The 21,931-nt window shown below is 71.2% G+C and carries 21 protein-coding genes; 16 read left to right on the top strand and 5 right to left on the bottom strand.

Features of this window, described 5'->3' with window-relative positions; all coding sequences use genetic code 11:
• Positions 1 to 11: 11 nt before the first annotated feature.
• From ACHWVH_RS10985 to ACHWVH_RS10975, 3 genes are all read right to left on the bottom strand, one after another.
• On the bottom strand, positions 12 to 407 hold the full coding sequence (locus ACHWVH_RS10985) for a cytochrome c family protein (protein WP_017909882.1): 396 nt from the start codon (positions 405 to 407) through the stop codon (positions 12 to 14).
• A 23-nt stretch (positions 408 to 430) separates the two neighbouring features.
• A complete protein-coding gene (locus ACHWVH_RS10980) occupies positions 431 to 1,795 on the bottom strand; it encodes a cytochrome C (protein ID WP_295925758.1) in 1,365 nt (454 codons plus the stop codon).
• 65 nt (positions 1,796 to 1,860) lie between these two features.
• A complete protein-coding gene (locus ACHWVH_RS10975) occupies positions 1,861 to 2,373 on the bottom strand; it encodes a cytochrome b/b6 domain-containing protein (protein WP_343229593.1) in 513 nt (170 codons plus the stop codon).
• Positions 2,374 to 2,648: 275 nt separating this feature from the next.
• Here ACHWVH_RS10975 and ACHWVH_RS10970 point away from each other — a divergent pair, with 275 nt between their 5' ends.
• From ACHWVH_RS10970 to ACHWVH_RS10900, 15 genes are all read left to right on the top strand, one after another.
• A complete protein-coding gene (locus ACHWVH_RS10970; protein ID WP_394687153.1) occupies positions 2,649 to 3,065 on the top strand; it encodes a sugar 3,4-ketoisomerase in 417 nt (138 codons plus the stop codon).
• Between the two features lie 4 nt (positions 3,066 to 3,069).
• On the top strand, positions 3,070 to 3,735 hold the full coding sequence (locus ACHWVH_RS10965) for an acetyltransferase (protein ID WP_394687152.1): 666 nt from the start codon (positions 3,070 to 3,072) through the stop codon (positions 3,733 to 3,735).
• Positions 3,736 to 3,740: 5 nt separating this feature from the next.
• Positions 3,741 to 4,700, top strand: a complete 960-nt coding sequence (locus tag ACHWVH_RS10960; RefSeq protein ID WP_394687151.1) for a hypothetical protein — start codon at positions 3,741 to 3,743, stop codon at positions 4,698 to 4,700.
• Entirely contained in the window at positions 4,687 to 5,622 is a 936-nt protein-coding gene (locus ACHWVH_RS10955; protein ID WP_394687150.1) for a GNAT family N-acetyltransferase, read from the top strand. The genes ACHWVH_RS10960 and ACHWVH_RS10955 overlap by 14 nt, the downstream gene beginning before the upstream one ends.
• Positions 5,619 to 6,749 (top strand): DegT/DnrJ/EryC1/StrS family aminotransferase, encoded by a 1,131-nt coding sequence (locus ACHWVH_RS10950; protein WP_394687149.1) that lies wholly within the window; start codon positions 5,619 to 5,621, stop codon positions 6,747 to 6,749. Before ACHWVH_RS10955 ends, ACHWVH_RS10950 begins: the two co-directional genes overlap by 4 nt.
• Positions 6,746 to 7,999: an O-antigen translocase gene (locus ACHWVH_RS10945; RefSeq protein ID WP_394687148.1), complete on the top strand. Its 1,254-nt coding sequence runs from the start codon at positions 6,746 to 6,748 to the stop codon at positions 7,997 to 7,999. The genes ACHWVH_RS10950 and ACHWVH_RS10945 overlap by 4 nt, the downstream gene beginning before the upstream one ends.
• A complete protein-coding gene (locus tag ACHWVH_RS10940; protein ID WP_394687147.1) occupies positions 7,999 to 8,940 on the top strand; it encodes a glycosyltransferase family 2 protein in 942 nt (313 codons plus the stop codon). Before ACHWVH_RS10945 ends, ACHWVH_RS10940 begins: the two co-directional genes overlap by 1 nt.
• The gene (locus tag ACHWVH_RS10935) at positions 8,937 to 10,103 is read left to right on the top strand and encodes a hypothetical protein (protein WP_394687146.1); all 1,167 of its coding nucleotides are present in this window, start codon (positions 8,937 to 8,939) and stop codon (positions 10,101 to 10,103) included. Before ACHWVH_RS10940 ends, ACHWVH_RS10935 begins: the two co-directional genes overlap by 4 nt.
• Positions 10,100 to 10,963 (top strand): Wzz/FepE/Etk N-terminal domain-containing protein, encoded by an 864-nt coding sequence (locus ACHWVH_RS10930; RefSeq protein WP_394687145.1) that lies wholly within the window; start codon positions 10,100 to 10,102, stop codon positions 10,961 to 10,963. The genes ACHWVH_RS10935 and ACHWVH_RS10930 overlap by 4 nt, the downstream gene beginning before the upstream one ends.
• Before the next feature lie 108 nt (positions 10,964 to 11,071).
• Positions 11,072 to 11,920 (top strand): class I SAM-dependent methyltransferase, encoded by an 849-nt coding sequence (locus ACHWVH_RS10925; protein ID WP_295925733.1) that lies wholly within the window; start codon positions 11,072 to 11,074, stop codon positions 11,918 to 11,920.
• A gap of 2 nt (positions 11,921 to 11,922) precedes the next feature.
• Entirely contained in the window at positions 11,923 to 13,155 is a 1,233-nt protein-coding gene (locus ACHWVH_RS10920; protein WP_394687144.1) for an amidohydrolase family protein, read from the top strand.
• Positions 13,152 to 13,847, top strand: a complete 696-nt coding sequence (locus tag ACHWVH_RS10915) for a class I SAM-dependent methyltransferase (protein ID WP_295925727.1) — start codon at positions 13,152 to 13,154, stop codon at positions 13,845 to 13,847. Before ACHWVH_RS10920 ends, ACHWVH_RS10915 begins: the two co-directional genes overlap by 4 nt.
• Before the next feature lie 23 nt (positions 13,848 to 13,870).
• On the top strand, positions 13,871 to 15,382 hold the full coding sequence (locus ACHWVH_RS10910) for a B12-binding domain-containing radical SAM protein (protein WP_295925725.1): 1,512 nt from the start codon (positions 13,871 to 13,873) through the stop codon (positions 15,380 to 15,382).
• Between the two features lie 2 nt (positions 15,383 to 15,384).
• On the top strand, positions 15,385 to 16,533 hold the full coding sequence (locus tag ACHWVH_RS10905; protein ID WP_394687143.1) for a glycosyltransferase family 4 protein: 1,149 nt from the start codon (positions 15,385 to 15,387) through the stop codon (positions 16,531 to 16,533).
• A complete protein-coding gene (locus tag ACHWVH_RS10900) occupies positions 16,530 to 17,666 on the top strand; it encodes a glycosyltransferase family 4 protein (RefSeq protein WP_267085326.1) in 1,137 nt (378 codons plus the stop codon). The genes ACHWVH_RS10905 and ACHWVH_RS10900 overlap by 4 nt, the downstream gene beginning before the upstream one ends.
• Positions 17,667 to 17,820: 154 nt before the next feature.
• Here the strand turns inward: ACHWVH_RS10900 and ACHWVH_RS10895 are convergent, their stop codons facing one another.
• Positions 17,821 to 19,104, bottom strand: a complete 1,284-nt coding sequence (locus ACHWVH_RS10895; RefSeq protein ID WP_295925718.1) for a nucleotidyltransferase family protein — start codon at positions 19,102 to 19,104, stop codon at positions 17,821 to 17,823.
• A complete protein-coding gene (locus ACHWVH_RS10890) occupies positions 19,101 to 20,609 on the bottom strand; it encodes a B12-binding domain-containing radical SAM protein (protein WP_394687142.1) in 1,509 nt (502 codons plus the stop codon). Before ACHWVH_RS10890 ends, ACHWVH_RS10895 begins: the two co-directional genes overlap by 4 nt.
• A gap of 185 nt (positions 20,610 to 20,794) precedes the next feature.
• Between ACHWVH_RS10890 and ACHWVH_RS10885 the strand changes: the two genes are divergently transcribed.
• Positions 20,795 to 21,856, top strand: a complete 1,062-nt coding sequence (locus ACHWVH_RS10885; RefSeq protein WP_295925712.1) for a serine kinase — start codon at positions 20,795 to 20,797, stop codon at positions 21,854 to 21,856.
• Positions 21,857 to 21,931: the final 75 nt, after the last annotated feature.

The following is a 21,931-nucleotide window of genomic DNA, read 5'->3' as shown; positions in this document are numbered from 1 at the left end:
GGGCAGCGAGTTCAATGCAGGCTGTGCAGGTAGGCGATCAGGTCCTGCAACTGCTTGGCATCGTCCAGGCCGTCGTACTTCATCTTGCCGCCGGGCAGGGCCTTGGACGCCGGTTGCGAGAGGTAGCTGCGCAGCTTGTCGTCGCTCCAGGTCCACTGGCTCTGCTTCATCGCGTCGGAGTAGGCGTAGTCCGGCACGCTGCCGGCGCGGCGCCCGGCCACGCCGAACAGGGTCGGGCCCTTCTTGTTCTTGGCCGGCGCGGCGCTGTGGCATTCGGCGCATTCGCTGGCGAACACGCCGGCGCCGGGCATGCCGCCGGCGGCCCGTGCGGACGGCGCCACCACGGCGGCCAGCGGCAGCAGGCCGGCCAGCAGGGTGCACAGGGGGAGGGCATGGGTGCGTTTCATGGGGGAAGCTCCGTGCGGGGGAATCAGAAAGCGAGGCTCAGGCTCAGCGCGAACTGGTTGAGGTCGCGCGGGCGGGTGACCGGGGTGGCCCCGAACACGTTGTCGGTGCTGCCGTTGAACTTGCTGAAACGGAACCAGGTCGCGGACAGGCGCAGGTTGGAGATCGACGAGTAACTGTCGTCCTTGCCGAACGGTGCCCACGAGGCGCTGATCAGGTTGCTGGTGGTGTCCGGCGCGCCGTACGGGCGGTAACGGAACGGATCGTCCGAGCCGGTGTTGATGAAGTGCGCCAGCAGCAGGCTGTAGCTCTGCTTGTAGGTGTAGTTGAGGCTGATCGACTGGTCGCGCACGCTGGCCCGGCGCGGGCCGGCCAGGGCCGGGTTGGTCGGGTCGATCAGTGCGCTGCCGTAGCGGCGGCGCTCGTAGATGTTGAGGTAGCCGAGCTTGAGGATGTGCTCGCGGGTGCCCAGGAACTGGTAGTTGAGGTCGTAGCCGAGGTCGGTGAAGTCGTCGCGCGGGCCGGTGCTGCGCGGCAGCTGCCGGCGCGTGGTCAGCGCAACCACGCCGGCGGAGAAGAACTGCCGCTTGAGGTCCTTCATGTAGCTCAGCCGCAGGTAGCCGGTGTCGCTGAGCTTGCCGGGATCGCCGCCGATGGCGTAGCCCAGGTCGTCCTGGGTCGAGAGCGGCAGTGCGGTGTAGGTGCCGAGTTCGCCGTACCAGTTGCGGTCGTACAGGCCGTAGACGCTGGTGCCGATCACCCGGTTGGACAGCGACGACTGGTTGAGCAGGGTGGTCGAACTGGCATAGGCCGAGGCCGGACCCAGGCCGGAGGCGTTGGGCAGCATGCCGATCGGATCCTGGCTGCCGGGATTGTTGTTGACGCTGACGCCGAGCAGGGTGTCCTTGCCGCCGAGCTGGAAGCTCTTGACCACCGCGCGCAGGTCCACGTTGTCCAGGCGCGTGGTGTAGTCGTTCTTGCCGTTGTTGGTCCTGGCGACCTTGACGTAGCCGCCGACGTTGTCGGTGATGCGTCCGGCCAGGTACAGGTCGGCTTCGCTGAAGCGGGTGCGGCTCTCGCCGCGCGCCGGCACGCTGCGGGTGGCGGTGAGCTGTGCGGAGACCGGGATCTTGGTGCCGTTGCCGTCGCTGTCGGTGTAGCCGCCGAGCTTGAAGCGCATGCCGTACGGAGTCAGCGCCGGGCCGTAGGCGCCGATGTGGCAGTCGGCGCAGGACGAGCCGGTCTGCCGCGCGAATGCCGGCACCGCGGCCGCGCGCGGGCTCAGCACCAGCAGCAGCGAACCGAGCGCCGACCACAGCAGCGCCTGCTCGGCGCCGCGCGTCCTGTCGCTGCGGGAGAAGGTGGAGGGGGACGACGGGGCCTGGTGCATGCGGAAAGTCCTTTGGCGGGCGGGTGGGGGCGGCGACGGACGCAAACGGGGAAGGAAGACGCGGCTCAGCGGCGGCGCAGGAACGGCAGCATCCGTTGCAGCACCGCGTCGCGGCGGACGAGGTGGTGCCACAGCGCCGCGCCGATGTGCAGCAGGATCAGGCCGAGCAGCAGCCAGGCCGCGTCCACGTGCCAGGCGCCAAGGGTGTCGGCGAGATCGGGATCGGGCGCGACCAGCTCCGGCAGCGTCGCGCCGAACAGATGCACCGGCTTGCCCATCGTTTGGCTGAGCGCCCAGCCCAGCACCGGCAGGGTCAGCAGCAGCGCGTACATCACCACGTGGGTGGCGCCGGCCAGCAGGCGCATCAGCGCCGAACCGGCCTCCGGGTCGTGGCGCTTGCCCAGGCGCATCCGCAGCACGACGCGCAGGCAGAACAGGCCGAGCACGAACAGACCGAAGTGGCGGTGGCCTTCCAGCAGCCACTGCCGCCACATGCGGCCTTCGACCTCTTCGCGCAGCAGGATCAGCCCCGCCGCCAGCACCAGGCACAGCACGGTGAGCCAGTGCAGCCACACCATCGGCCGCGGCAAGGCGGCCTGCGCGGCGGCAGGGGACACAGGGGGTTTCGGAGCGGCCGGCGTGGGCGAGGTCATGGCGGTACGCGGTGTCCTTGGGGCAACGAAGTGGGCGCAGCCCGATGCCGGCGGGGCATCGCGGCAGCGGTGGTCGTCGATGGGTGCCGGCGCTGCGGCGAAAGGTTGCGTCGCGCGGCGCGTCGGCCTCGCGCAACCTTTCCGCAGACCGGCGGCACTCAGCCTGGACACTCCGATGTGGAGCCCGGTCGGGCACTCTGATGGCAATCGAACGAATCCAGTTGCGGACGCACGGCGATGCGCGCGGGCAGCTCGTGGCGCTGGAACAACAGCGCGACGTACCTTTCGACATCCGCCGCGTGTACTACCTGTTCGCCACCCGCAGCGGCGTGCACCGCGGCCAGCACGCGCACCGCCATCTCAACCAGTTGGCAGTGGCGCTGCACGGTTCGGTGTCGTTCCTGCTCGACGACGGCAGTGGACCGATGCAGGTGGTGCTGGACGATCCGCGGCAGGGCCTGCTGCTCGGCAGCATGGTCTGGCGCGATCTCTACGACTTCAGCGAGGACTGCGTGCTGATGGTGCTCGCCGACCAGGCCTACGATCCCACCGACTACATCTTCGACTACGACGAGTTCCTGCGCGAAGCCGCGGGCCTGCGCCGGCAGGAGGCCTGAAGCCATGGCACGTCCCCTGGTCATCGTCGGCGCCGGCGAGCTGGCGCAGATCGCCTGCGAATACTTCACCCACGACAGCGACTACGCCGTGCTGGCCTTCAGCGTGGAGCGCGACTACCTGTCCACGCCGACCCTGGCCGGCCTGCCGGTGGTGGCCTACGAGGAACTCGAGCAACGCTATCCGCCGTCGCAGGTGGAGGTGTTCGTGGCGATTCCCGCCAGCGGCCTCAACCGGTTGCGCACGCGCTTCTACCTGGACGCCAAGCGCCGCGGCTACCGCATGGCCAGCTACGTCAGTTCGCACGCCTTCGTCTGGCGCAACGTGGAACTGGGCGAGCACTGCTTCGTGTTCGAGCACAACGTGCTGCAGCCGTTCACCCGCATCGGCGCCAACTGCATCCTGTGGAGCGGCAACCACGTCGGCCACCGCACGGTGATCCATGACCACGTGTTCGTGGCCTCGCATGCGGTGATTTCCGGCTACTGCGAGATCGGCGCGGGCAGCTTCGTCGGGGTCAACGCCACGCTGAGCGACCGGGTCAAGGTGGCCGCCGACAACGTGATCGGCGCCGGCGCGCTGCTGACCCGCGACACCGAGCCGGGACGCGTCTACGTCGGTGCGCCGGCGCGGGCGGTGGCCGGCAAGTCCAGCTTCGACGTGGACCTGTGAGGCACATGTTCGCCTGGCACAAACGCGGTCTTGTCTTCGACACCGCACGCGATGGCGTCGGCGGCTGGATGCGGCATTCGGCGCTGACGCCCACGCCGCTGCGCCTGGATGCCGAGCGTCTGCGCATCTACGCCGGCTTTCGCGACGACGCTGGGGTCAGCCGCATCGGCTACGTCGACGTGCGCGCCGACGATCCAACCCAGGTGCTGGGCGTCAGCGCAGCCCCAGTGCTGGACATCGGCCGCGCCGGCTGTTTCGACGACAACGGCATGATCCTCGGCGACGTGGTGCACGGGCCGGACGGTCTCTACATGTTCTACGTCGGCTTCCAGCAGGTGGCGAAGGCCAAGTTCCTGGCCTTCACCGGCCTGGCGGTGTCCACCGACGGCGGCGACACGTTCCAGCGCCGCCAGGACACGCCGCTGCTGGACCGCGCGCCGGGCCGCAGCACCATCGCCGCGGTGCATTCGGCGCGCTATCGCGCTGGCCGCTGGCAGCTCTGGTACGCGGTGGGCGACGACTGGGAATGGCTCGGCGGCACGCCGTATCCGCGCTACCACATCCGCTGCGTGGAGACCGACGACCTGCAGGCGGTCCCGCGGCAGGACACCGTCTGCCTGCAACCGCAAGGCGACGAATACCGTATCGGCCGCCCGCGGGTGTACCGGCACGGTGGCCGCTATCTGATGTGTTTCACCCACGGCAGCCGCGATGGTGCCTATCTGCCAGGCATGGCCGTCAGCGACGACGGCCGCCACTGGCAGCGCTGCGACACGGCGCTGGGCCTGCCGCTGTCGGCCGAGGGCTGGGATGCGCGCACGCTGTGCTACCCGGCGCTGCTCCGCCACGACGCGCGGCTGTTGCTGTTCTACAACGGCAACGACATGGGCCGCGACGGCTTCGGCGTGGCCGAGGCGCAACTGCCCGCCGGCATGGTGTGGGAGGACGCCGATGCTGTCGGTTAGGGCCTACACCGCGGCCGACGCACCGCTGTGGGATGCCGTGGTGGAGGCCTCGCGCAACGGCAATCTGCTGCACCGGCGCGGCTACATGGAGTATCACGCGGCGCGCTTCGTCGATGCCTCCTTGCTGGTCGAGGGTGCCGGCACGCCGGTGGCGGTGTTCCCGGCCAACCGCGACGGCGACGTGGTGACCAGCCATGCCGGGCTCAGCTATGCCGGTCTGGTGTCGACCCACGCATTGCGCGCCACGGCGACGCTGGAAGTGTTCGAGCGCATCGCGGCGCATTACCGCGACGCCGGCGTGCGCACGCTGCTGTACAAGGCGGTGCCGCATCTGTTCCACCGCAGTCCGGCAGAAGAGGACCTGTACGCGCTACATCGGTTCGGTGCGCGTCTTGACCGTCGCGACCTGTCCTCGGCGGTGCCGCTGCGCGTGCCGCCGCGCTTCGCTGCCGCACGCAAGCGCTCGGTGGCCAAGGCGCGCCGCGGCGGGCTGCGCGTGCAGCGCGTGGACGACCCGGCGCCGCTGCATGCGCTGCTGGACGAGGTCCTGCAACGCCACGACGCGCGTCCGACCCACAGCCTGGACGAACTGCGCCTGCTGCGCGCGCGCTTCCCGGCGCAGATCGTGCCGTATGAAGTCCGCGACGGCGGCGAGCTGCTGGCCGGCACGCTGGTGTACGACTTCGGCCACGTCGTCCACACCCAATACCTGGCCTGCTCGGAGCAGGGCCGCCGCACCGATGCGCTGAGCCTGCTGCTGGCCGAGCTGATCGAGCAGGTCTACGCGCAGCGCGACTTCCTCAGCCTGGGCATTTCCACCGAGCAGCAGGGCCAGGTGCTCAATGCCGGCCTGGTCGAGCAGAAGGAGCGCTTCGGCGCGCGCGCCGTGGTCCACGATTTCTACCGTTGGGAGTTGCAATGAGCCTGCCGCCGGCCAGCGTGCCGTTCCTGGATCTGCAGGCAAGCAATGCACGCTATGCCGATGAGCTCAAGGCGGCGGCAGCACGGGTGATCGATTCGGGCTGGTATGTGCTCGGCGAGGAGCTGGAGGCGTTCGAGCGCGAGTTCGCCGCCTACTGCGGCACCGCTCACGCCATCGGCGTCGGCAACGGCATGGATGCGCTGACCCTGATCCTGCGCGGCTACCGTGCGCTGGGCCGGCTGCGCGAAGGCGACGAGGTGCTGGTGCCGGGCAACACCTTCATCGCCAGCTTCCTGGCGATCAGCGAGAACCGGCTGCGGCCGGTGCCGCTGGAGCCGGAGGCGGCCAGCTTCAATCTGGATCCGGCGCAGGTGGAGCGGGCGATCGGCCCGCGCACCAGGGCGATCCTGGCGGTGCACCTGTACGGGCAACTGGCCGACATGGCCGCACTGCGTGCCATCGCCGAGCGCCATGGGGTGCTGCTGCTCGAGGACGCGGCGCAGGCGCATGGCGCGCGCCGCGACGGCCGCCATGCGGGCAGCTTCGGCGACGCCGCCGGCTTCAGCTTCTTCCCTGGCAAGAACCTGGGCGCGTTGGGCGACGGCGGCGCCGTGACTACCGACGACGCCGAACTCGCGGCGCAACTCCGCGTACTGCGCAACTACGGCTCGGACATCAAATACCGGCATCTCGTGCAGGGCGTGAACTCGCGCCTGGACGAGCTGCAGGCGGCGCTGTTGCGGGTCAAGCTGCGTCACCTGGATGCCGATATCGCCGCGCGCCGCGCGATCGCCCAGCGCTATCTCGACGGCATCGCGCATCCGCAGATCGCCGTGCCGCAGGTGGCCGACCCGGCCGCGCATGCCTGGCACCTGTTCGTGGTGCGCTGCGCGCAGCGCGACGCGCTGCAACGGCATCTGCAGGCCCAGGGCGTGCACTGCCTGGTGCATTATCCGACGCCGCCGCATCGGCAGCCGGCCTATCCGGAACTGGCCACCCTGCAGTTGCCGCTGTGCGAGCGCTTGGGTGCCGAGGTGTTGAGCCTGCCGATCGGCCCGACGCTGGACGCTGCGGCCGTGGCGCAGGTGATCGATGCCTGCCAGCGTTTCGGGGATGTGGCGGCATGAACGTGCTGCGCAGCGGCGTGTACAGCGGCGTGGCCACTGCGGCCAAGCTGCTGTCCGCGTTGCTGGTGCTGAAGCTGGTGGCGGTGTACGCCGGCCCGGCCGGGGTCGCCCGGCTCGGCCAGTTCACCAGCCTGATGTCGTTGCTGGCGGTGGTGGCCGGCGGCGGCATCGGCGCCGGCGTGGTCAAGTACGTGGCCGAGTACCGCGACGATGCACCGGCACTGACCCGGCTGCTCGGCAGCGCACTGGGCTACGCCTGCGTCGCTGCGGTCGCGATGGGCGTGGCCGCGCTGCTGTGCAGCCGCCTGATCGCCGAGCGCCTGCTCGGCGATACGCAGTACCAGCCGCTGATCTGCGTGCTGGCGGTGGCGCAGCTCGGCATTGCGCTGGCCAACTACATCCTGGCGGTGGTCAACGGTTTCATGGACGTGCGCCGGCTGGCCTTCGTCCAGGTGGCCGGCGCGGTGCTGAGCGTGCTGCTGGTGGCCGCGCTGGCGCACGGCATGGGCCTGTCCGGGGCGCTGCTGGGCCTGGTGCTGGGGCAGGTGGCCTGGCTGTGCGCCGGCGTGCCGGCGCTGCGACGCAGCCCGTATTTCCGCCGCGAGATGCTGCGCATCCGTTTCGATCCGGCGATGGTGCGGCGACTGGCCGGCTTCTCGGTCATGACCCTGGCCTCGGCGCTGCTGCCGCTGCTGGTCAACATCGGCGTGCGCGATCATCTGGCCGGCCAGTTCGGCTGGCAGCAGGTCGGTTACTGGCAGGCGGTGAGCCGCGTGTCCGATGCCTATCTGCTGTTCTTCACCACCGCCATCAACGTCTACTACCTGCCCAAGCTGGCGGCGTTGCATACGCGGCAGGCGCTGTGGCAGGAACTGCGCGGTGCCTACCGCTACGTGCTGCCGGCGGTGCTCCTCGCCGCAGCGGCGGTGTACCTGTGCCGCGACTGGATCACCCGGCTGCTGTTCTCCGCCGATTTCGCTACTGCATTGCCGCTGTACGCGCCGCAGCTGCTCGGCGACGTGCTCAAGATCGCCTCCTTCGTGCTGTCCTACCTGATGCTGGCCAAGGCGATGACGCGGCTGTTCGTGCTCTCCGAATGCCTGTTCGCCGGCAGTTACCTCGGCCTGGTGGTGCTGTTCACCGCGCGCATGGGCCTGATCGGCGCGGTCTACGCGTTCGCCTGCAACTACGCGCTGTACCTGGCGTTCAACATGCTGGTGGTGCGCCGCTACCTGCGAGGACTGGGCTGATGGACGCAACGTATACCCCGACGCCGCCGCCGCTGGTGTCGGTGCTGATTCCGGCCTACAACCACGCGCGCTTCGTGCAGCGCTGCCTGGACAGCGTGCTGGAAGACCCGTACCCGAACAAGGAACTGGTGATCGTCGACGACGGCTCCAGCGACGGCACCGCCGAGCGCATCGCCGAGTGGATCGCGCAGCACGGCGACAGATTGCACGTGCGCTTCTGGCCGCGCGAGAACCTCGGCATCGCCGCCACGCTCAACCACCTGGTGGCGATGGCGCGCGGCGAGTTCCTGCGCCTGGGGGCCAGCGACGACTATCTGCTGCCTGGCGGGCTGGGCGTACAGGTGGCCTACCTGGGCGCGCATCCGCACAAGGCCGCAGTGATCGGCGACGCCATCGTGGTCGACAGCCAGGGCCGCACCGTGCACCAGAGCAGCATGCGCGACCTGCACGGCGTGGACAAACGCCTGTACCTGAGCGAGGCCGGCATCCGCCGCGCGGTGATCCGGCACTGGGCGGTGAGCGGGGCGGTGGCTCTGGTCCGGCGCAGCGCGCTGCAGCCGGGCGCCGAATGGGACGAGGGCCTGCGCATCGAGGACTGGGACTTCTTCCTGCGCCTGGTCGCGCGCGACGCGCTGGGTTTCCTGGACGTGGCGGTCTGCGCCTACCGCGTGCACGACCACAACGCCAGCCGCACCCGGCATCTGCCCAGCCGCCTGGCCAACCTGGCCGAGTCGCGGCAGGTGGCGCTGCGCCGCGCACGCTTGTTCGATCCGGCCTGCCGCACCCTGCTGCACGCGCAGGCACACTACATCGCCGCCAAGATCGCGTTCCTGCGGCGCAGCCCGCTGGCGCTGGGCGGACACCTGCTGGCGCATGCGTGGCTGTCGCTGTTGGCGCGGCTGCGCCAGGGCGGCCAGCCTGCGCTGGCCCAGCGCGGATGAGCCGCCTGCTGCGCCTGCCGTCGGCGTATTTCGGCCTGCCGCTGCTGCTGAGCTGCGCGCTGACCCTGCTCACCTTCGACCTGCCGCCGGGCTATCTTGCCGGCATCGCGCTGCTGGCCGCCGTGGCGCTGGCGACGCTGAGCCTGGATGCGCTGCTCGGCATCCGCCTGCCGCCGCTGATGGCGTTCCGGTCGCGCGAATACGCCGGCACCCGCGAGGCCTTCGTCGCGCTCGGCCTGGCCGCGGCGGTGGGGCTGTTCTGCCTGCTGGACCTGCTGCTGTTCCCGATCCCGTTGCTGCACAACCCCTCCGCCTACGCCGACCTGAGCCCGCTGCAAGCGCACGTGCGGCATGTTTCGAACATGTGCTGGATCCTGCCGCCGATCGGCCTGCTGTGCGTGCGCGAGCGCAGCGTGCGCAATGCGCTGCTGCTGGCCGGCTTCGCCTTCCCGGTGCTGGTGATCGACCGCAACCGCCTGTTCGCCGCGGTATTCAGTGTCGGCCTGTTGCTCTTGCTGCGCCGCGACCCGGCGCGGCCGCTGCCGTGGAAGCGGGTGCTGGCGCTGCTGTGCGCCGGCGCCGCCGCGTTCTCGCTGTTGGGCACGCTGCGTTCGGGCTCGCTGGATTCGGTGGCGCTGCCGTTCGGCGCGCTGTACCGGGCCGCACCGCAGGGCATCAAGTGGCTGTTGCTGTACATCGGCGCCGGCCCGTACAACTTCGGCGCGCTGCTCAGCAAGGGCTACGCCAACGCCAGTTTCCTGATCAACCAACTGGTGCCGCTCAGCGGCTCCATTGCCACCGCGGGGACCGGCATCCCGCTGGATGCGCCGAACATCAATGTCGGCACCGAGTTCCTGCCGTTCCTGCTGGCCGGCGGCCCCGGCGCCGCGCTGGCGGCGATGCTGGCGCTGTACGCGGCGCTGCTGTGGAGCGTGCGCCTGCTCGGACGCGGCGTGGCGCTGTTCAACCTGCTGGTGTTCCTGCGCATCGCCTACGCCTGCGTGATGTCGCCGTTCGCGCCGCAGGCGTTCACCTGGACCAATGCCGGCTTCGTCGCGCTGTGCCTGCTGCTGCACGCCTGCAGCGCCTTGCTGCCGAACCGCCGCGAGCCCGCCGCGGACGCGGCCCTGCCTTCCGTTTCCCCGAGATCCCCGCTGCCATGACCGACACCGCCACGCCCCAAGACGAAATCTACCTGCTCGACCTGTGGCGGATCCTGCGGCGCGAATGGCGCTGGTGCCTGCTGCCGCTGCTGCTGGCATTGGCGCTGGCGGCGTTGTTCCTGCACGGTGCAACCCGCCAGTGGCAAGCGACCGCCTGGGTACAGGTCGGCGAATTCGGCCCGACCCCGGCCGGGCGCGACCCCAAGCTGGAGCCGTTCCAGCGGGTGATCGACCGGATCAAGACCCGGCAGTTCCAGGAACAGGTGCTGCACAGCGCCGGCGTGGCCCTGGACAGCCGCCAGGCCGCGCTGTACCGCGACAGCCTGAAGCTGGATCCCGACCCGTACGCCAACCTGATCCAGTTGACCCTGCGCGCGCAATCGCCGCAGCAGGCGCGACAACTGGCCACGGCCACCATCGCGCAGTTGCAGGCGCTGCACCGGCGCATCCAGGCCGCGCCGCTGCTGCAGGCCACCGCGCGGCTGCAGGAGCTGGCCGCGGACATCGCCGCCACTCAGACCGAGCGCGACCGCCTGCTGCAGCAGCAACGCGAAGGCCGCGGCAGCGTCGAGCAGCAATTGCTCGGCAACATGCTGCTGTCGGAGAAGACCACCACGCTGCGCGGCCTCAAGGCCGAGCGCGAGGATCTGCTCGGCCGACTCGGCACACGCTATACCTACGACACCTCGGCGCCCTGGGAGACCTACGTGCCGCCGCGCGCCGCGTTTCCCAACCCGGTGCTGGTGCTGGCGGCGGCGCTGCTGGCCGGGCTCGGCGGCGGCGTGCTGGCCGCGGTGGCGCGCAATGCGCTGCGCCGGCGCCATGTCCGGCGGGCAGGGGCGAGCGTCGCCGCCGCGTAACAGCAATTCGCCGATTCAACCAAACGGCGCTGCCGCCGCACCTACCTGCAGTACCGCGCGCTCGATGCGCGCGGATTCCGACAAGGGCAGGGCAGTGGAGAGGTGCAGGTGACAGCGAATGGCAAGGCGGGTGCAACGGCGCACACGACCACTCTGGACCCGGTGCGGTTGCTGGACACGCAGCGCGCCTTCGACAGCGTGGCCGCCGATTACGACGGCCCGCGCGGCAACAACGCGCTGATCCAGCGCATGCGCACCACCCTGTGGGACACGGTGGCGACGCAGTTGCCGGTCGGCTCGCGGCTGGTCGATCTGGGCTGCGGCACCGGCCTGGATGCGCACGCCTTCGCCCAGCGCGGCTACCGCGTGCTGGCCACCGACTGGTCGCCGCAGATGGTGGAGCGCACCCGCGCCCGCGCGCAGGATCCTAGTCTGCGCGGCCGGCTCAGCGTGGCCCATGTCGGCATCCAGCAACTGGATCTGCTCGACGGCGAGTTCGACGGCATGTACTCCAATTTCGGCCCGCTCAACTGCGCGCCGGACCTGCCCGACGTCGCGCGCCACTGCGCACGGCTGCTGCGCCGCGACGGCCGCCTGGTGTTCTCGGTGATCGGCCGCCTGTGCCCGTGGGAGCTGGGCCACTACCTGCTGCGCGGCCGCATTCGCCGTGCCGCCGTGCGCGCCGCACGTGGCGCCACCGCCGTGGGCATGAACGGGCACACGATCTGGACCTGGTACTACTTCCCACGCGAGTTCTACCGCGCGTTCGCGCCGCACTTCGCGCTGGAGTCGTACCGCGCGCTCAGCCTGTGCCTGCCGCCGCCGTACCTGGTCGACCACTACCAGCGCCATCCGCGCCTGGGCGAGGCGCTCGGCCGCCTCGACGACCGCATCGGCGGCTGGCCGCTGCTGCGCGACATGGGCGATCACTTCCTGATCGTGATGCGCAAGCGCTGAGCATGGCCGCGTCTGCCGCCCCCATCGACCTCTGCCTGGAGGGTGCGCGTGTCGCGCACGCCTGTGGGGCGGTGCACGCGCCGCTGGCGCTGCGCGCCGGCCGGATCGCCGCGGCGGCCACGCCGGCCGCGCTGCGCATCGATCTGCACGGGCAGTTGGTGCTGCCCGGCTTGATCAACGCCCACGAGCATCTGCACGTCAATGCGGTGCCGCCGCTGCCGCAGGCTGCGCCGTTCGCCAACAGCTATGCCTGGATCGACGCCTTCGCCGCGCATTTCCGCACGCCGGCGGTGACCGCCGCGCTGGCCCTGCCCAAGTCGCTGCGGCTGCGCCATGGCGGGCTGAAGAACCTGCTGGCCGGGGTGACCTGCGTGGCCCACCACGATCCCTGGCATGCCGCGCTGGATGCGGCCGACTTCCCGGTGGCGCTGCTGCGCGAGTTCGGCTGGAGCTACACCTTGCACGGCCCCGACTACGGACCGCCGCTGGCACGGAGCTTCGCCGCGGCGTCCGCCGCCGGCTGGCCGTGGATGATCCACCTGGCCGAAGGTACCGACGCGGTGGCCGCCGGCGAACTCGCCGAGCTGGAGCGGCGCGGCTATCTGGCGGACAACACGGTGCTGATCCACGGCGTGGGCCTGGGCGCGGACGACGTCGCCCGCGTGCTCACGTGCGGCGCGGCGGTGGTGTGGTGCCCGAGCAGCAACCTGACCCTGCTCGGACGCACCCTCGATCCGCAGCGCCTGAGCGCGGCCGGGCGCCTGACGCTGGGCAGCGATGCGCGGGTCAGCGGCGGCCGCGACCTGCTCGAGGATCTGCGCCTGGCTGCCACCCACGGCCTGGACGCGACCCAGGCACTGCGCCTGGCCACGACCGCCGCGGCCGACATCCTGCGCATGCCGGATCGCGGGCATCTGGCGCCGGGCGCACACGCCGATCTGCTGATCGTCGCCGACCGTGGCGGGGCGCCTGCCAACAGCCTGGTCGGGCTGCCGCGCAGCGCATTGCTCGCGGTGGTGCGCGACGGGCGGCCGCGGATCGCCGATCCAGATTTCGCCGCGTGGTTCGCTGCCGCCGGCGTGGACACGGTACCGGTGACGCTGGACGGGACCCCCAAGCTGCTCGCAGCGGAGCTGGCCGACCCGACGCTGCTCGCGCTGGAGCCGGGCCTGGAACTTCACGTTGCGCCACCGCGTCCACACAAGACACAACTGTCGCAGGAATGCCCGGCATGAGCGGCGTCCCGACCCTCGATCCGCTGACCGCCTATGCGCTGTGGGCGGACAGCTACCCGGCGCAGGCGCACAACCCGGTGATGCTGGCCGAGCAGCGCGCCATGCTGGCCTTGCTGCCGTCGTCGTTGCGCGGCCAGCACGTGCTCGATGCCGGCTGCGGCAGCGGCCGCTACCTGCTGCATGCGCTGCAGCGTGGCGCCGGCCACGTCACCGGCGTGGACCTGTCGCCGCAGATGCTGGCACGCGCCGCGCAGGAACTGGGCGACGTCGATACCGGCCGCTACGCGCTGCACGAAGGCCGCCTGGAGGCCTTGCCGCTGGCCGATGCCAGCGCCGACCTCAGCCTCTGCGCGCTGGCGCTGGGGCACCTGCCGCAGTTGCCGCCGGCCCTGGCGGAACTGCGCCGGGTCACCCGGCCCGGCGGCTGGGTGCTGTGCAGCGACGTGCACCCGATCGGCCCGGCGCTGGGCTGGCGCCGCGACTTCAAGGCCGGCGGCCGGCGCTACGCGGTGCGCCACACCCAGCACCTGTACAGCCACTGGCACGCCGCCTGCGCCGCGCTCGGGCTGGCCATCGACGCGGTCAGCGAACCGATGCTCGACCCGGCGGACATCCCCGCCGGCGCCCATTTCGATCCCGCTGCATTGCAGGTGCCGGTGGCCCTGGTGCTGCGCCTGCGGCGCCTGCCGTGACCCCCGTCCTGCGTTCGCCCCGTATGTCCTCCAGACCCAACACGCTGCTGGTCAATCCCACCATCGCCAAGCCGTCCAGCGCCCGCTTTCCGCTGTCGCTGCTGAACCTGGCGGCGGTGCTGGATCGCACTGGCGACAGCCGCATCATCGACGGCAACGTCGACCGCGACTTCATCGACCGCAGCCTGCAGGCGCTGCAGGAGCAGCGCTTCGATGCGGTCGGCATCAGCGTGATGGGCGGGCCGCAACTGGCGCCGTCGATCGCGCTGTCGCAGGCCATCCGTGCGCGTTTCCCGGCGCTGCCGATCGTCTGGGGCGGCTATTTTCCCACGCTGTACCCGGACACCGCGCTGGCCGCGCCGTACGTGGACTACGCGATCCGCGCGCAGGGCGAGGACACCTTGCCGGAACTGCTGGCCGCCTTGCGTGGCGAGGGGCCGACGCTGGCGCAGGTCGACGGGCTGTCCTGGAAGCACGACGGCGCCGTGGTGCACAACCGCAACCGCGCCTTCCAGCGCGGCGACGCGTTGCCATCGCTGCCATACGAGAAACTCGGCGAACCGCGCCGCTATCTCGGCCGTACCTTCCTCGGCCGCCGCACCGCCTCGCACCAGGCCGCGCTGGGCTGCCGTTTCCGCTGCACCTTCTGCGGGGTGGCGGCGATGTTCGGCGGCGCCACCGCCTTGCCGACCGCGGCCCGCCTGGAGCGCGAGCTGGGCTATCTGAAATACGGCCTGGGCGCGGACTCGATCCAGTTCTTCGACCACAACTTCTTCGACCGCGAAGCCGACATGATCCCGCTGCTGGAGGTGATGGCGAAGCTGGAACTGCCGTGGTGGTGCTACGCCCGCGCCGACGCGCTGCTCAACCTGTCCGAGAGCACCTGGAAACTGGTGCGCAAGAGCCGCCTGCGCATGGCCTACATCGGCGCCGAGTCGCCGAGCGGGGCGATGCTCAAGGAGATCCGCAAGGGCACGCGCCCGGACCAGACCCTGGAAGTGGCCGAACTGTGCCGGCGCAACGGGGTGATCCCGGAGCTGTCGTTCATGGTCGCGCCGCCGCAGGACAGCGAACGCGAGACCGAGCAGACCTTCGAGTTCATCCGCGAGCTGAAGCGGATCAACCCGCAGTCGGAAATCATCGTCTACGTGTACACGCCGCTGCCGGACAGCAGCCGCCACGAGAAGGACCGCGGCCGCCGTGCCGGCACGCCGTTGCTCGACCGCGACGGGGTGCCGGTGCAGTTCCCGCGCACACCGGAGGAATGGGCGCAGCCGCAGTGGGTGGACTACGCCTGCCACGCCGATGCGCCCTGGCTCACCGATGCGCTGCGCCAGCGCATCCGCGATTTCGTCACCGTGCTCGGCTGCCGCTATCCCACCGCGCAGGACCAGCGCTCGCCGGGCTGGGCCAAGCGCGGCCTCAGCGCGCTGGCCGCTTGGCGCTACCGCTACCGGCGCTACGACCGGCCATGGGAACTGAACCTGGCCAACCGGCTGGTGCGCCTGCACCGGCCGCAGGTATCCGGGATCTGAGCATGGACGGCAACGTCGACCGCGCCATGCATGCCGTGCAACTCAACTTCGTGCCGTTGCCGGACGGGGTGACGCCGGAGCAGGCCTTCGCGCTGTGGCCATCGCTGGCCGACATCGCCGAGGCGGTGGCCAGCGCCGGCACCCGCGTCTCGGTGATCCAGGCCGCCGCGGTCGATGCGCGACTGCAGCGCAACGGCGTGAACTATCACTTCGTGCGCCGTGCCGAGACCGGGCGCCGGCGCCATCTGCGCCGCATCGCCGCGCTGCTGGCCGAGCTGGAGGCCGACGTGGTGCACGTGCACGGCCTGCAGTTCGCGCGCGAGGCGGCGACGCTGGCGCGCTGGCGGCCGTCGCTGCCGATCCTGCTGCAGGACCACGCCAACCGTCCGCCGCGCTGGTGGCGGCGGCCGCAGTGGCGGCGCTGGTACGCCGCCGCCGCCGGCATCGCCTTCACCTCGCTGGAGCTGGCGCGCGGTTTCGTCGGCGCCGGACTGTTCGCCGGATCCACGCGCCTGTTCGCCATTCCCGAATCCAGTTGCCGCTTCACTCCCGGCGAGCGCGACCAGGCGCGCCGCGACAGCGGGCTGCATGGCGCGCCCTGCGTGCTGTGGGTCGGCCATCTGAGCGAGGGCAAGGATCCGCTCACCGTGCTCGACGGCATGGCCCGCGCCAGCGAGCAACTGAGCGGGCTGCAGTTGTTCTGCGCGTTCGGCGATGCGCCGCTGCTGCCGGTGGTGCAACAGCGCATCCAGGCCGATCCGCGGCTGGCCGGCCGCGTGCACCTGCTGGGCCGGGTGGAGCACGCGCAGATCCAGACCCTGATGCGCGCGGCCGACCTGTTCGTGTCCGGCAGCCTGGGCGAGAGCTGCGGCTACGCGGCGCTGGAGGCCTATGCCTGCGGCACGGTGCCGGTGTTGACCGACATCCCGGCGTTCCGTGCGCTCAGCGACGGCGGCCGGGTCGGCGCGCTGTGGCCGTGCGGCGACGCCGAACGCCTGGCCACCGCGCTGCTGCAGGCCTCGCGCGACGGGCCGTCGCGGGCGCTGGTGCGCGCGCATTTCGATGCGCAGCTGTCGTTCGCGGCAGTCGGCCGGCGCTGGGCGCGCGCCTATGCGCAGTTGCTCGGTGCCACGGCGCGGAGCGCGGCATGAAGCTGGCGCTGGTGGTACCGGGCGGCGTCGACCGCAGCGGCGAGTACCGGGTGATTCCGGCCTTCCTGAGCCTGATCGAGCGGCTGGCGCGCATGCATGAATTACACGTCTTCGTGCTGCACCAGGAACCGCTGCCGGCGCAATGGGACCTGCTGGGCGCGCGGATCCACAACATCGGTGCGGCGCGTACGCGCTGGCGGGCGATCGCCGCGATCCGCGCCGAGCACCGCCGCGCGCCGTTCGACGTGGTGCAGTCGCTGTTTTCCGGCCACTGCAGCCTGATCGCGGTGGCGGCAGCGCGCTGGCTGCGGCGACCGAGCCTGGTGCACATCGCCGGCGGCGAACTGGTCGCACTGCATGCGATCGGCTACGGCGGCCGGCGCAAATGGCAGGGACGGCTGCGCGAGGCGCTGGTGTTGCGCCTGGCGAGTGCGGTGACCGCCGCCAGCGCGCCCATCCTCGACAGCTTGCGGGCGTTGGGCATCGCCGCCGAACGCGTGCCGCTGGGCGTGGACCTGCGCGCCTGGCCGCCGCGCCCGCCGCGCGCGCGGGGGGAGGGCCCGGCGCGGCTGCTGCACGTGGCCAGCCTCAATCCGGTGAAGGACCAGACGACCCTGTTGCGCGCACTCGCCGCACTGGCCCGCGCCGGGGTCGACTTCCGCATCGACCTGGTCGGGGTGGACACCCTCGACGGCGCGATGCAGCGCCTGGTCGCCACGCTTGGCCTGAGCGCGCGCGTGCGCTTCCTCGGCTTCAAGACCCAGCGCGACCTGCGGCCGCTGGTGGAGGCGGCGGATCTGCTGGTGTTGTCGTCGCAGCACGAGGCCGGGCCGCTGGTGTTGCTGGAAGCGGCGGTGGCCGGCGTGCCGACCGTGGGCACCGCGGTCGGGCATCTGCAGGAGTGGGCGCCGTCGGCGGCGCTGGCGGTGCCCGTGGGCGACTGGGCCGGGCTGGCCGATGCGCTACGCCAGGTACTCAGCGACGACGACCTGCGCCTGCGCCTGGCCTGGGCGGCGCAATGCCGGGCCGTGCGCGAGGACGCCGACTGCAGCGTGCGCGGCTTCACCGCGCTGTACCAGCGCCTGTGCGCACCGCGCAGCACCGATGAGCGGCGCGCGGCGCAGAACGGGTGATGCGCAGCGCGGCGTGCCGGCGCTTCGCCTTTAAGGCGGCCTCGTGTCTTGTCGTGGCAGCGGCTTCAGCCGCGACGTGCGCCGCCACAACGGCTGTCGTGGCTGAAGCCGCTCCCGCGACGGTCGTTTACTGCGCGCTCTAGGAGGGCGTGCGTCACTCCGACGACGGCGCATAGCCCTGCAGCGCGGTGCGCACCGCGTACAGCGTGTCCATCCGCGGCACCGGGCGCAGCAGGCGCTGCAGCACGCGGCGGCGCTGCGGCAGGCGCACCCAGTCCTGGCCCTGCAACCACAGTTGGGTGCGGATCATCTCGGCGCGTTCCTGGCGGCTTTCCGCCGAGGGCTGCAGGCGCTGGCGCAGATAGTCCAGCACCTCGCCGCCCGAACGCGCCCATTCGATGCCCGGTAGCGCCGGCAGCCACAGTTGCGAGCACGACGCCGCGGTCAGATCCAGTCCGCGCGCGCGCAGCCGCAACAGCGGCGGACACTGCGCGCGCAGTTGCTTGAGCACCGCCGACGGAATCGCCGCGCGGTAGTAGCGCAACATCAGCCGCAGCGGCGGCCATGCCCACCAGGCGTCGGTACCGGTCAGCATCTGCCAGTCGCTGGCGCGCATGCGCGGGGCGAGCAAGGCCAGGTCGTGCAGGTGCATCAGCCGCAGGCTGCGGCTGCACAGTCCGCCGGCCGCGTGCAGCAGCAGGTGGCGCATCAGCGCGCCGTTGCTGGGGTAGGGATTCAGGCCGGGCCTGCCGTCGCGCGGCAGGAGTTGCGTGCCGAGGTCGACCGTGCGCAGCGGCAGGCGTTCCTGGATGCGCACGTGCAGTTCGATGTTGATCGGCGTGTCACGGTGCTCGCCCAGGCCACCCACCGCCTGCGCCTGCGCTGGACGGAAGGTCTGGTGCTTCCACTGCGCGAACTCGGCCACGTAGCCCAGCGCGGCGAGCAAAGTCGCGGCACGCTCGGCGTCCTCGGGGCGCACCAGCAGGTCGATGTCGGCCATCGGCCGGTCGCCCGGCCGATACAGGCCTTGCGCATGCAGCGCCGCGCCTTTCAGCGGCACGATCGCCAGGCCGGCGGTCTGCGCCAGGGCGTCGATTCGCTGCAGCAACGCCGCGATGCGCTGGTAGCGCTGCGCCACGTGTTCGCGTTGCCCCTCCAGGAACGCGCGCCACGGCCGGTCCGGCCATTGCGAGCGCTGGCTCAGCAGTGGCGCCACGCCGTGCGCGACCGCCGCGGCTGCGGCGAGTTGCCAGTGCAGGCCGCTCCAGTCCGGCATCGGCGCACCGGGGCGTGCCAGCTCATGCGCCAGCGTTTCGGTGGCCAGGCGCAGGCCACGGCCGATGCGCCGCAACGGCAGGTGTGCCGGCGTCGCCGCGGCTGCCGCTGTCGGCAGGTCGGCCGCCACGGCCTGTGACGAGGGCGTTGCCAGGTCGCTCATGAGCGCTGCACCAGCGGGATGCGGCGGCTGCCGCCGGCGGCGACCGCCTTGGCCGCCGGCGCTGGCGGCGCGTCGGTCCGATGCTCGGCTTCGCGCGCGATCAGCGCTGCCCAGTCGGCGTCCAGCGCCGCCCAGTCCTGCGCGTGCGTCGGTGCAGGGCGCGCATCCTCGCGACATTGCAGGTCCACCTGCCGGTGCAGCAGATCGCGTACCTGGCGGTAGAACGCCGAGTCGTAGGCGCCACGGAACATCATCGCCAGGTCGTCGCTGTCCTGCCAATGGGTCTTGCGCCCGAGCTGGTCCTTGACCTGTTGGTAGAACACGGTGCCGGGCAGGGGATAGGACACGCTGACGCCGATGTCGTCCGGGCGCGCCTGCGCCACCAGCCGGCGCGTGGCGAGGATGTCGCCGAGTTGCTCGTCCAGGTAGCCCAGCTGCAGGAAGAAGCCGACGCGGATGCCCTGCGCGCCGAGCCGCTGGCGCGCGGCGATCACGCCGTCCACATCGGTGCCCTTGGTCATCTTGTCGAGGATGCGCTGGCTGCCGCTCTCCGCGCCGATCCAGGCTTCGCGGCAGCCGGCCCGCGCCAGGGCGGCGGTCATGCGCTCGCTGCACAGGTCGGCACGGGTCTGGATGGTGAAGTGCACCGCGCCGTCGGTGGCGGCCAGCGCATCGGCGAAGTCCTCCACCCAGTCCACGTGGAAGCCGAAGATGTCGTCGGCCATCCACACATGGTCGGGCGCGAAGCTGCGCTTGAGCTGGGTCATCTCCGCGGCCACGTCCTGCGCCTCGCGGCGCTTGTAGTGATTGCCCCAGATCGGCTTGGCGCACCAGTTGCAGCGGAACGGGCAGCCGCGCGAGGCGGCCATGTTCAGACTGAAATGGCCGTGTCGCTGCTGCCAGAACGCGCGGTAGCGCGGGATATCCAGCAGGTCCCAGGCCGCCGTCACCGACAGCCGCGGATCCGGCGGCCGCGCGCCGATCTGCGCGCGCTTGAGTTGCGGCAGCACCGCGCTGGCCACCTCGGCGAGGCCGGCCACCCAGCGCGCCGGGTCGATGTCCGGTTCCGCCTGCAGCCGCGCCACCAGGTCCAGCAAGGCCGCGATGCCTTCGCCGATCAGCACCGCGTCGGCACCGGCAGCGAGGAACGCCTCCGGATGGTCAGAGGCGTCGGAGCCGGCGACGAGTACCCGGCTGCCGCTGGCGCGCGCCTCGGCGATCATCCGGCACGCGGCCTCGCGCATCCGGCTCAGGCACATCTTGGTGAGGAAGTTGAAGTTGTCCTCGTAGAACACCACCAGGTCCGGCCGCTGCGTGCGGACGGCGTGGTCGTAGTCCTCCACGCCCTCGGCCAGCATCGCGTCGAACAGCGTCACCTGGTGTCCGTGCTGACGCAGCAGTGCCGCCACCTGCAGCGTGGCCAGCGGCGGGTACGGCTTGCCGCGTTCCCATTGCTTGGGGTCGTAGCGCAGGAAGTAGGAGTGGCTGACCTGGATCTTGAGCATCGGCGAAAGGTCTCGTTCGGCGCCGCGGGGGAGGGGCGCATGCAGCGATGGCCGCGCGCAGGTGGCCGTGGCGGTAGGTGCCGAGGCTGCGCCGTTTGGTTGCGCGAAACACCAGCATGACCCCGCGCAACCTTTGGCCGCGGCAGGCGCACCCACGCTGCATCCACCCAAGCGACCCTTCTCCGATGCAGCGATCGACCGTGCGTGTTCTGGACGTGGCAACAAGCGACCACGCCACGCCAGTCGTCGCTGCGGGCGGTGCCTGCGATCCGTTCCACACCCAGCTGCGGCGCCCCCACACCCTCAGCAAGCAACTGCTCGGTGGACGCTTCCACTTCGAGAGCAACAGTCCGGCGCTGCTGGCCTTGGTGGAAACGGCATTCGGCGCGGTGCCGGCGCATCGCCTGCCGGAGAGCGCCGCGTTCCGCATCGAACTGAGCCTGGTGGACCGCGGCGACGCGCCCTACGCGCTGGCAATGGAGCCGCCGCCGGTGCAGACCCATTCCGGCGCGGGTGTATTGAGCGGGGTGATCGATGCGCACAACTACGTCGTGCTGGTGCCCGAGCAGTGCAGGGCGCTGGTGGTGGTGTCCGAGGACATGCTCGCGCACGCCTACCACGTGCGTTACGAACTGATCGAGTTCGCCGTGTTCGTGCTTGCCGCGCACGGCATGCGCCTGGTGCCGCTGCACGGCGCCTGCGTCGGCCGCGACGGCCGCGGCGTGCTGCTGCTCGGCGGCAGCGGCGCCGGCAAGTCGACCCTGGCGCTGCACAGCCTGCTGCGTGGGCTGGAGTTCCTTGCCGAGGACGCGCTGTTCGTCGCCCCGCACTACCTGCTCGCCACCGGCATCGGCAACTTCCTGCATCTGCGGCCGGAACTGTTGCACCTGCTCGATCCGCAGACCCGCGCCTGGATCGCCGCGGCGCCGATGATCCGCCGCCGCAGCGGCGCGCTGAAGCACGAGGTGGACATCCGCCAGGGCGAGGGGCGCCTGGCACAGGCGCCGTTGCGGCTGGCCGCGGCCGTGTTCGTCTCGTCCACCATGGCCGCCGATCCGCAGCGGCTGCTGCAGCCGATGCCCGACGCGGACGTGGCGGCACGCCTGGCCGCGGACCAGCCCTACGCCGCTGGCCAGCCGCACTGGCCGTTGTTCGCGCGCCAGTTGCAGCGGCTGGGCGTGTACGAACTGCAGCGCGGCACGCATCCGGAGGCCTCGGTCGATGCGGTGCAGACACTGTTGGCCTGATCCCGTGCAAAACGTGACGGTGCCGGCGACGCGCATCGCCGACGCAGGGGAGTGCGGATGGCGCACCGCGTCGAT

It is taken from the genome of uncultured Xanthomonas sp. (genome assembly GCF_964278005.1).
GTDB lineage: Bacteria > Pseudomonadota > Gammaproteobacteria > Xanthomonadales > Xanthomonadaceae > Xanthomonas_A > Xanthomonas_A sontii.
This window is presented reverse-complemented; position numbering and strand designations above follow the sequence as displayed.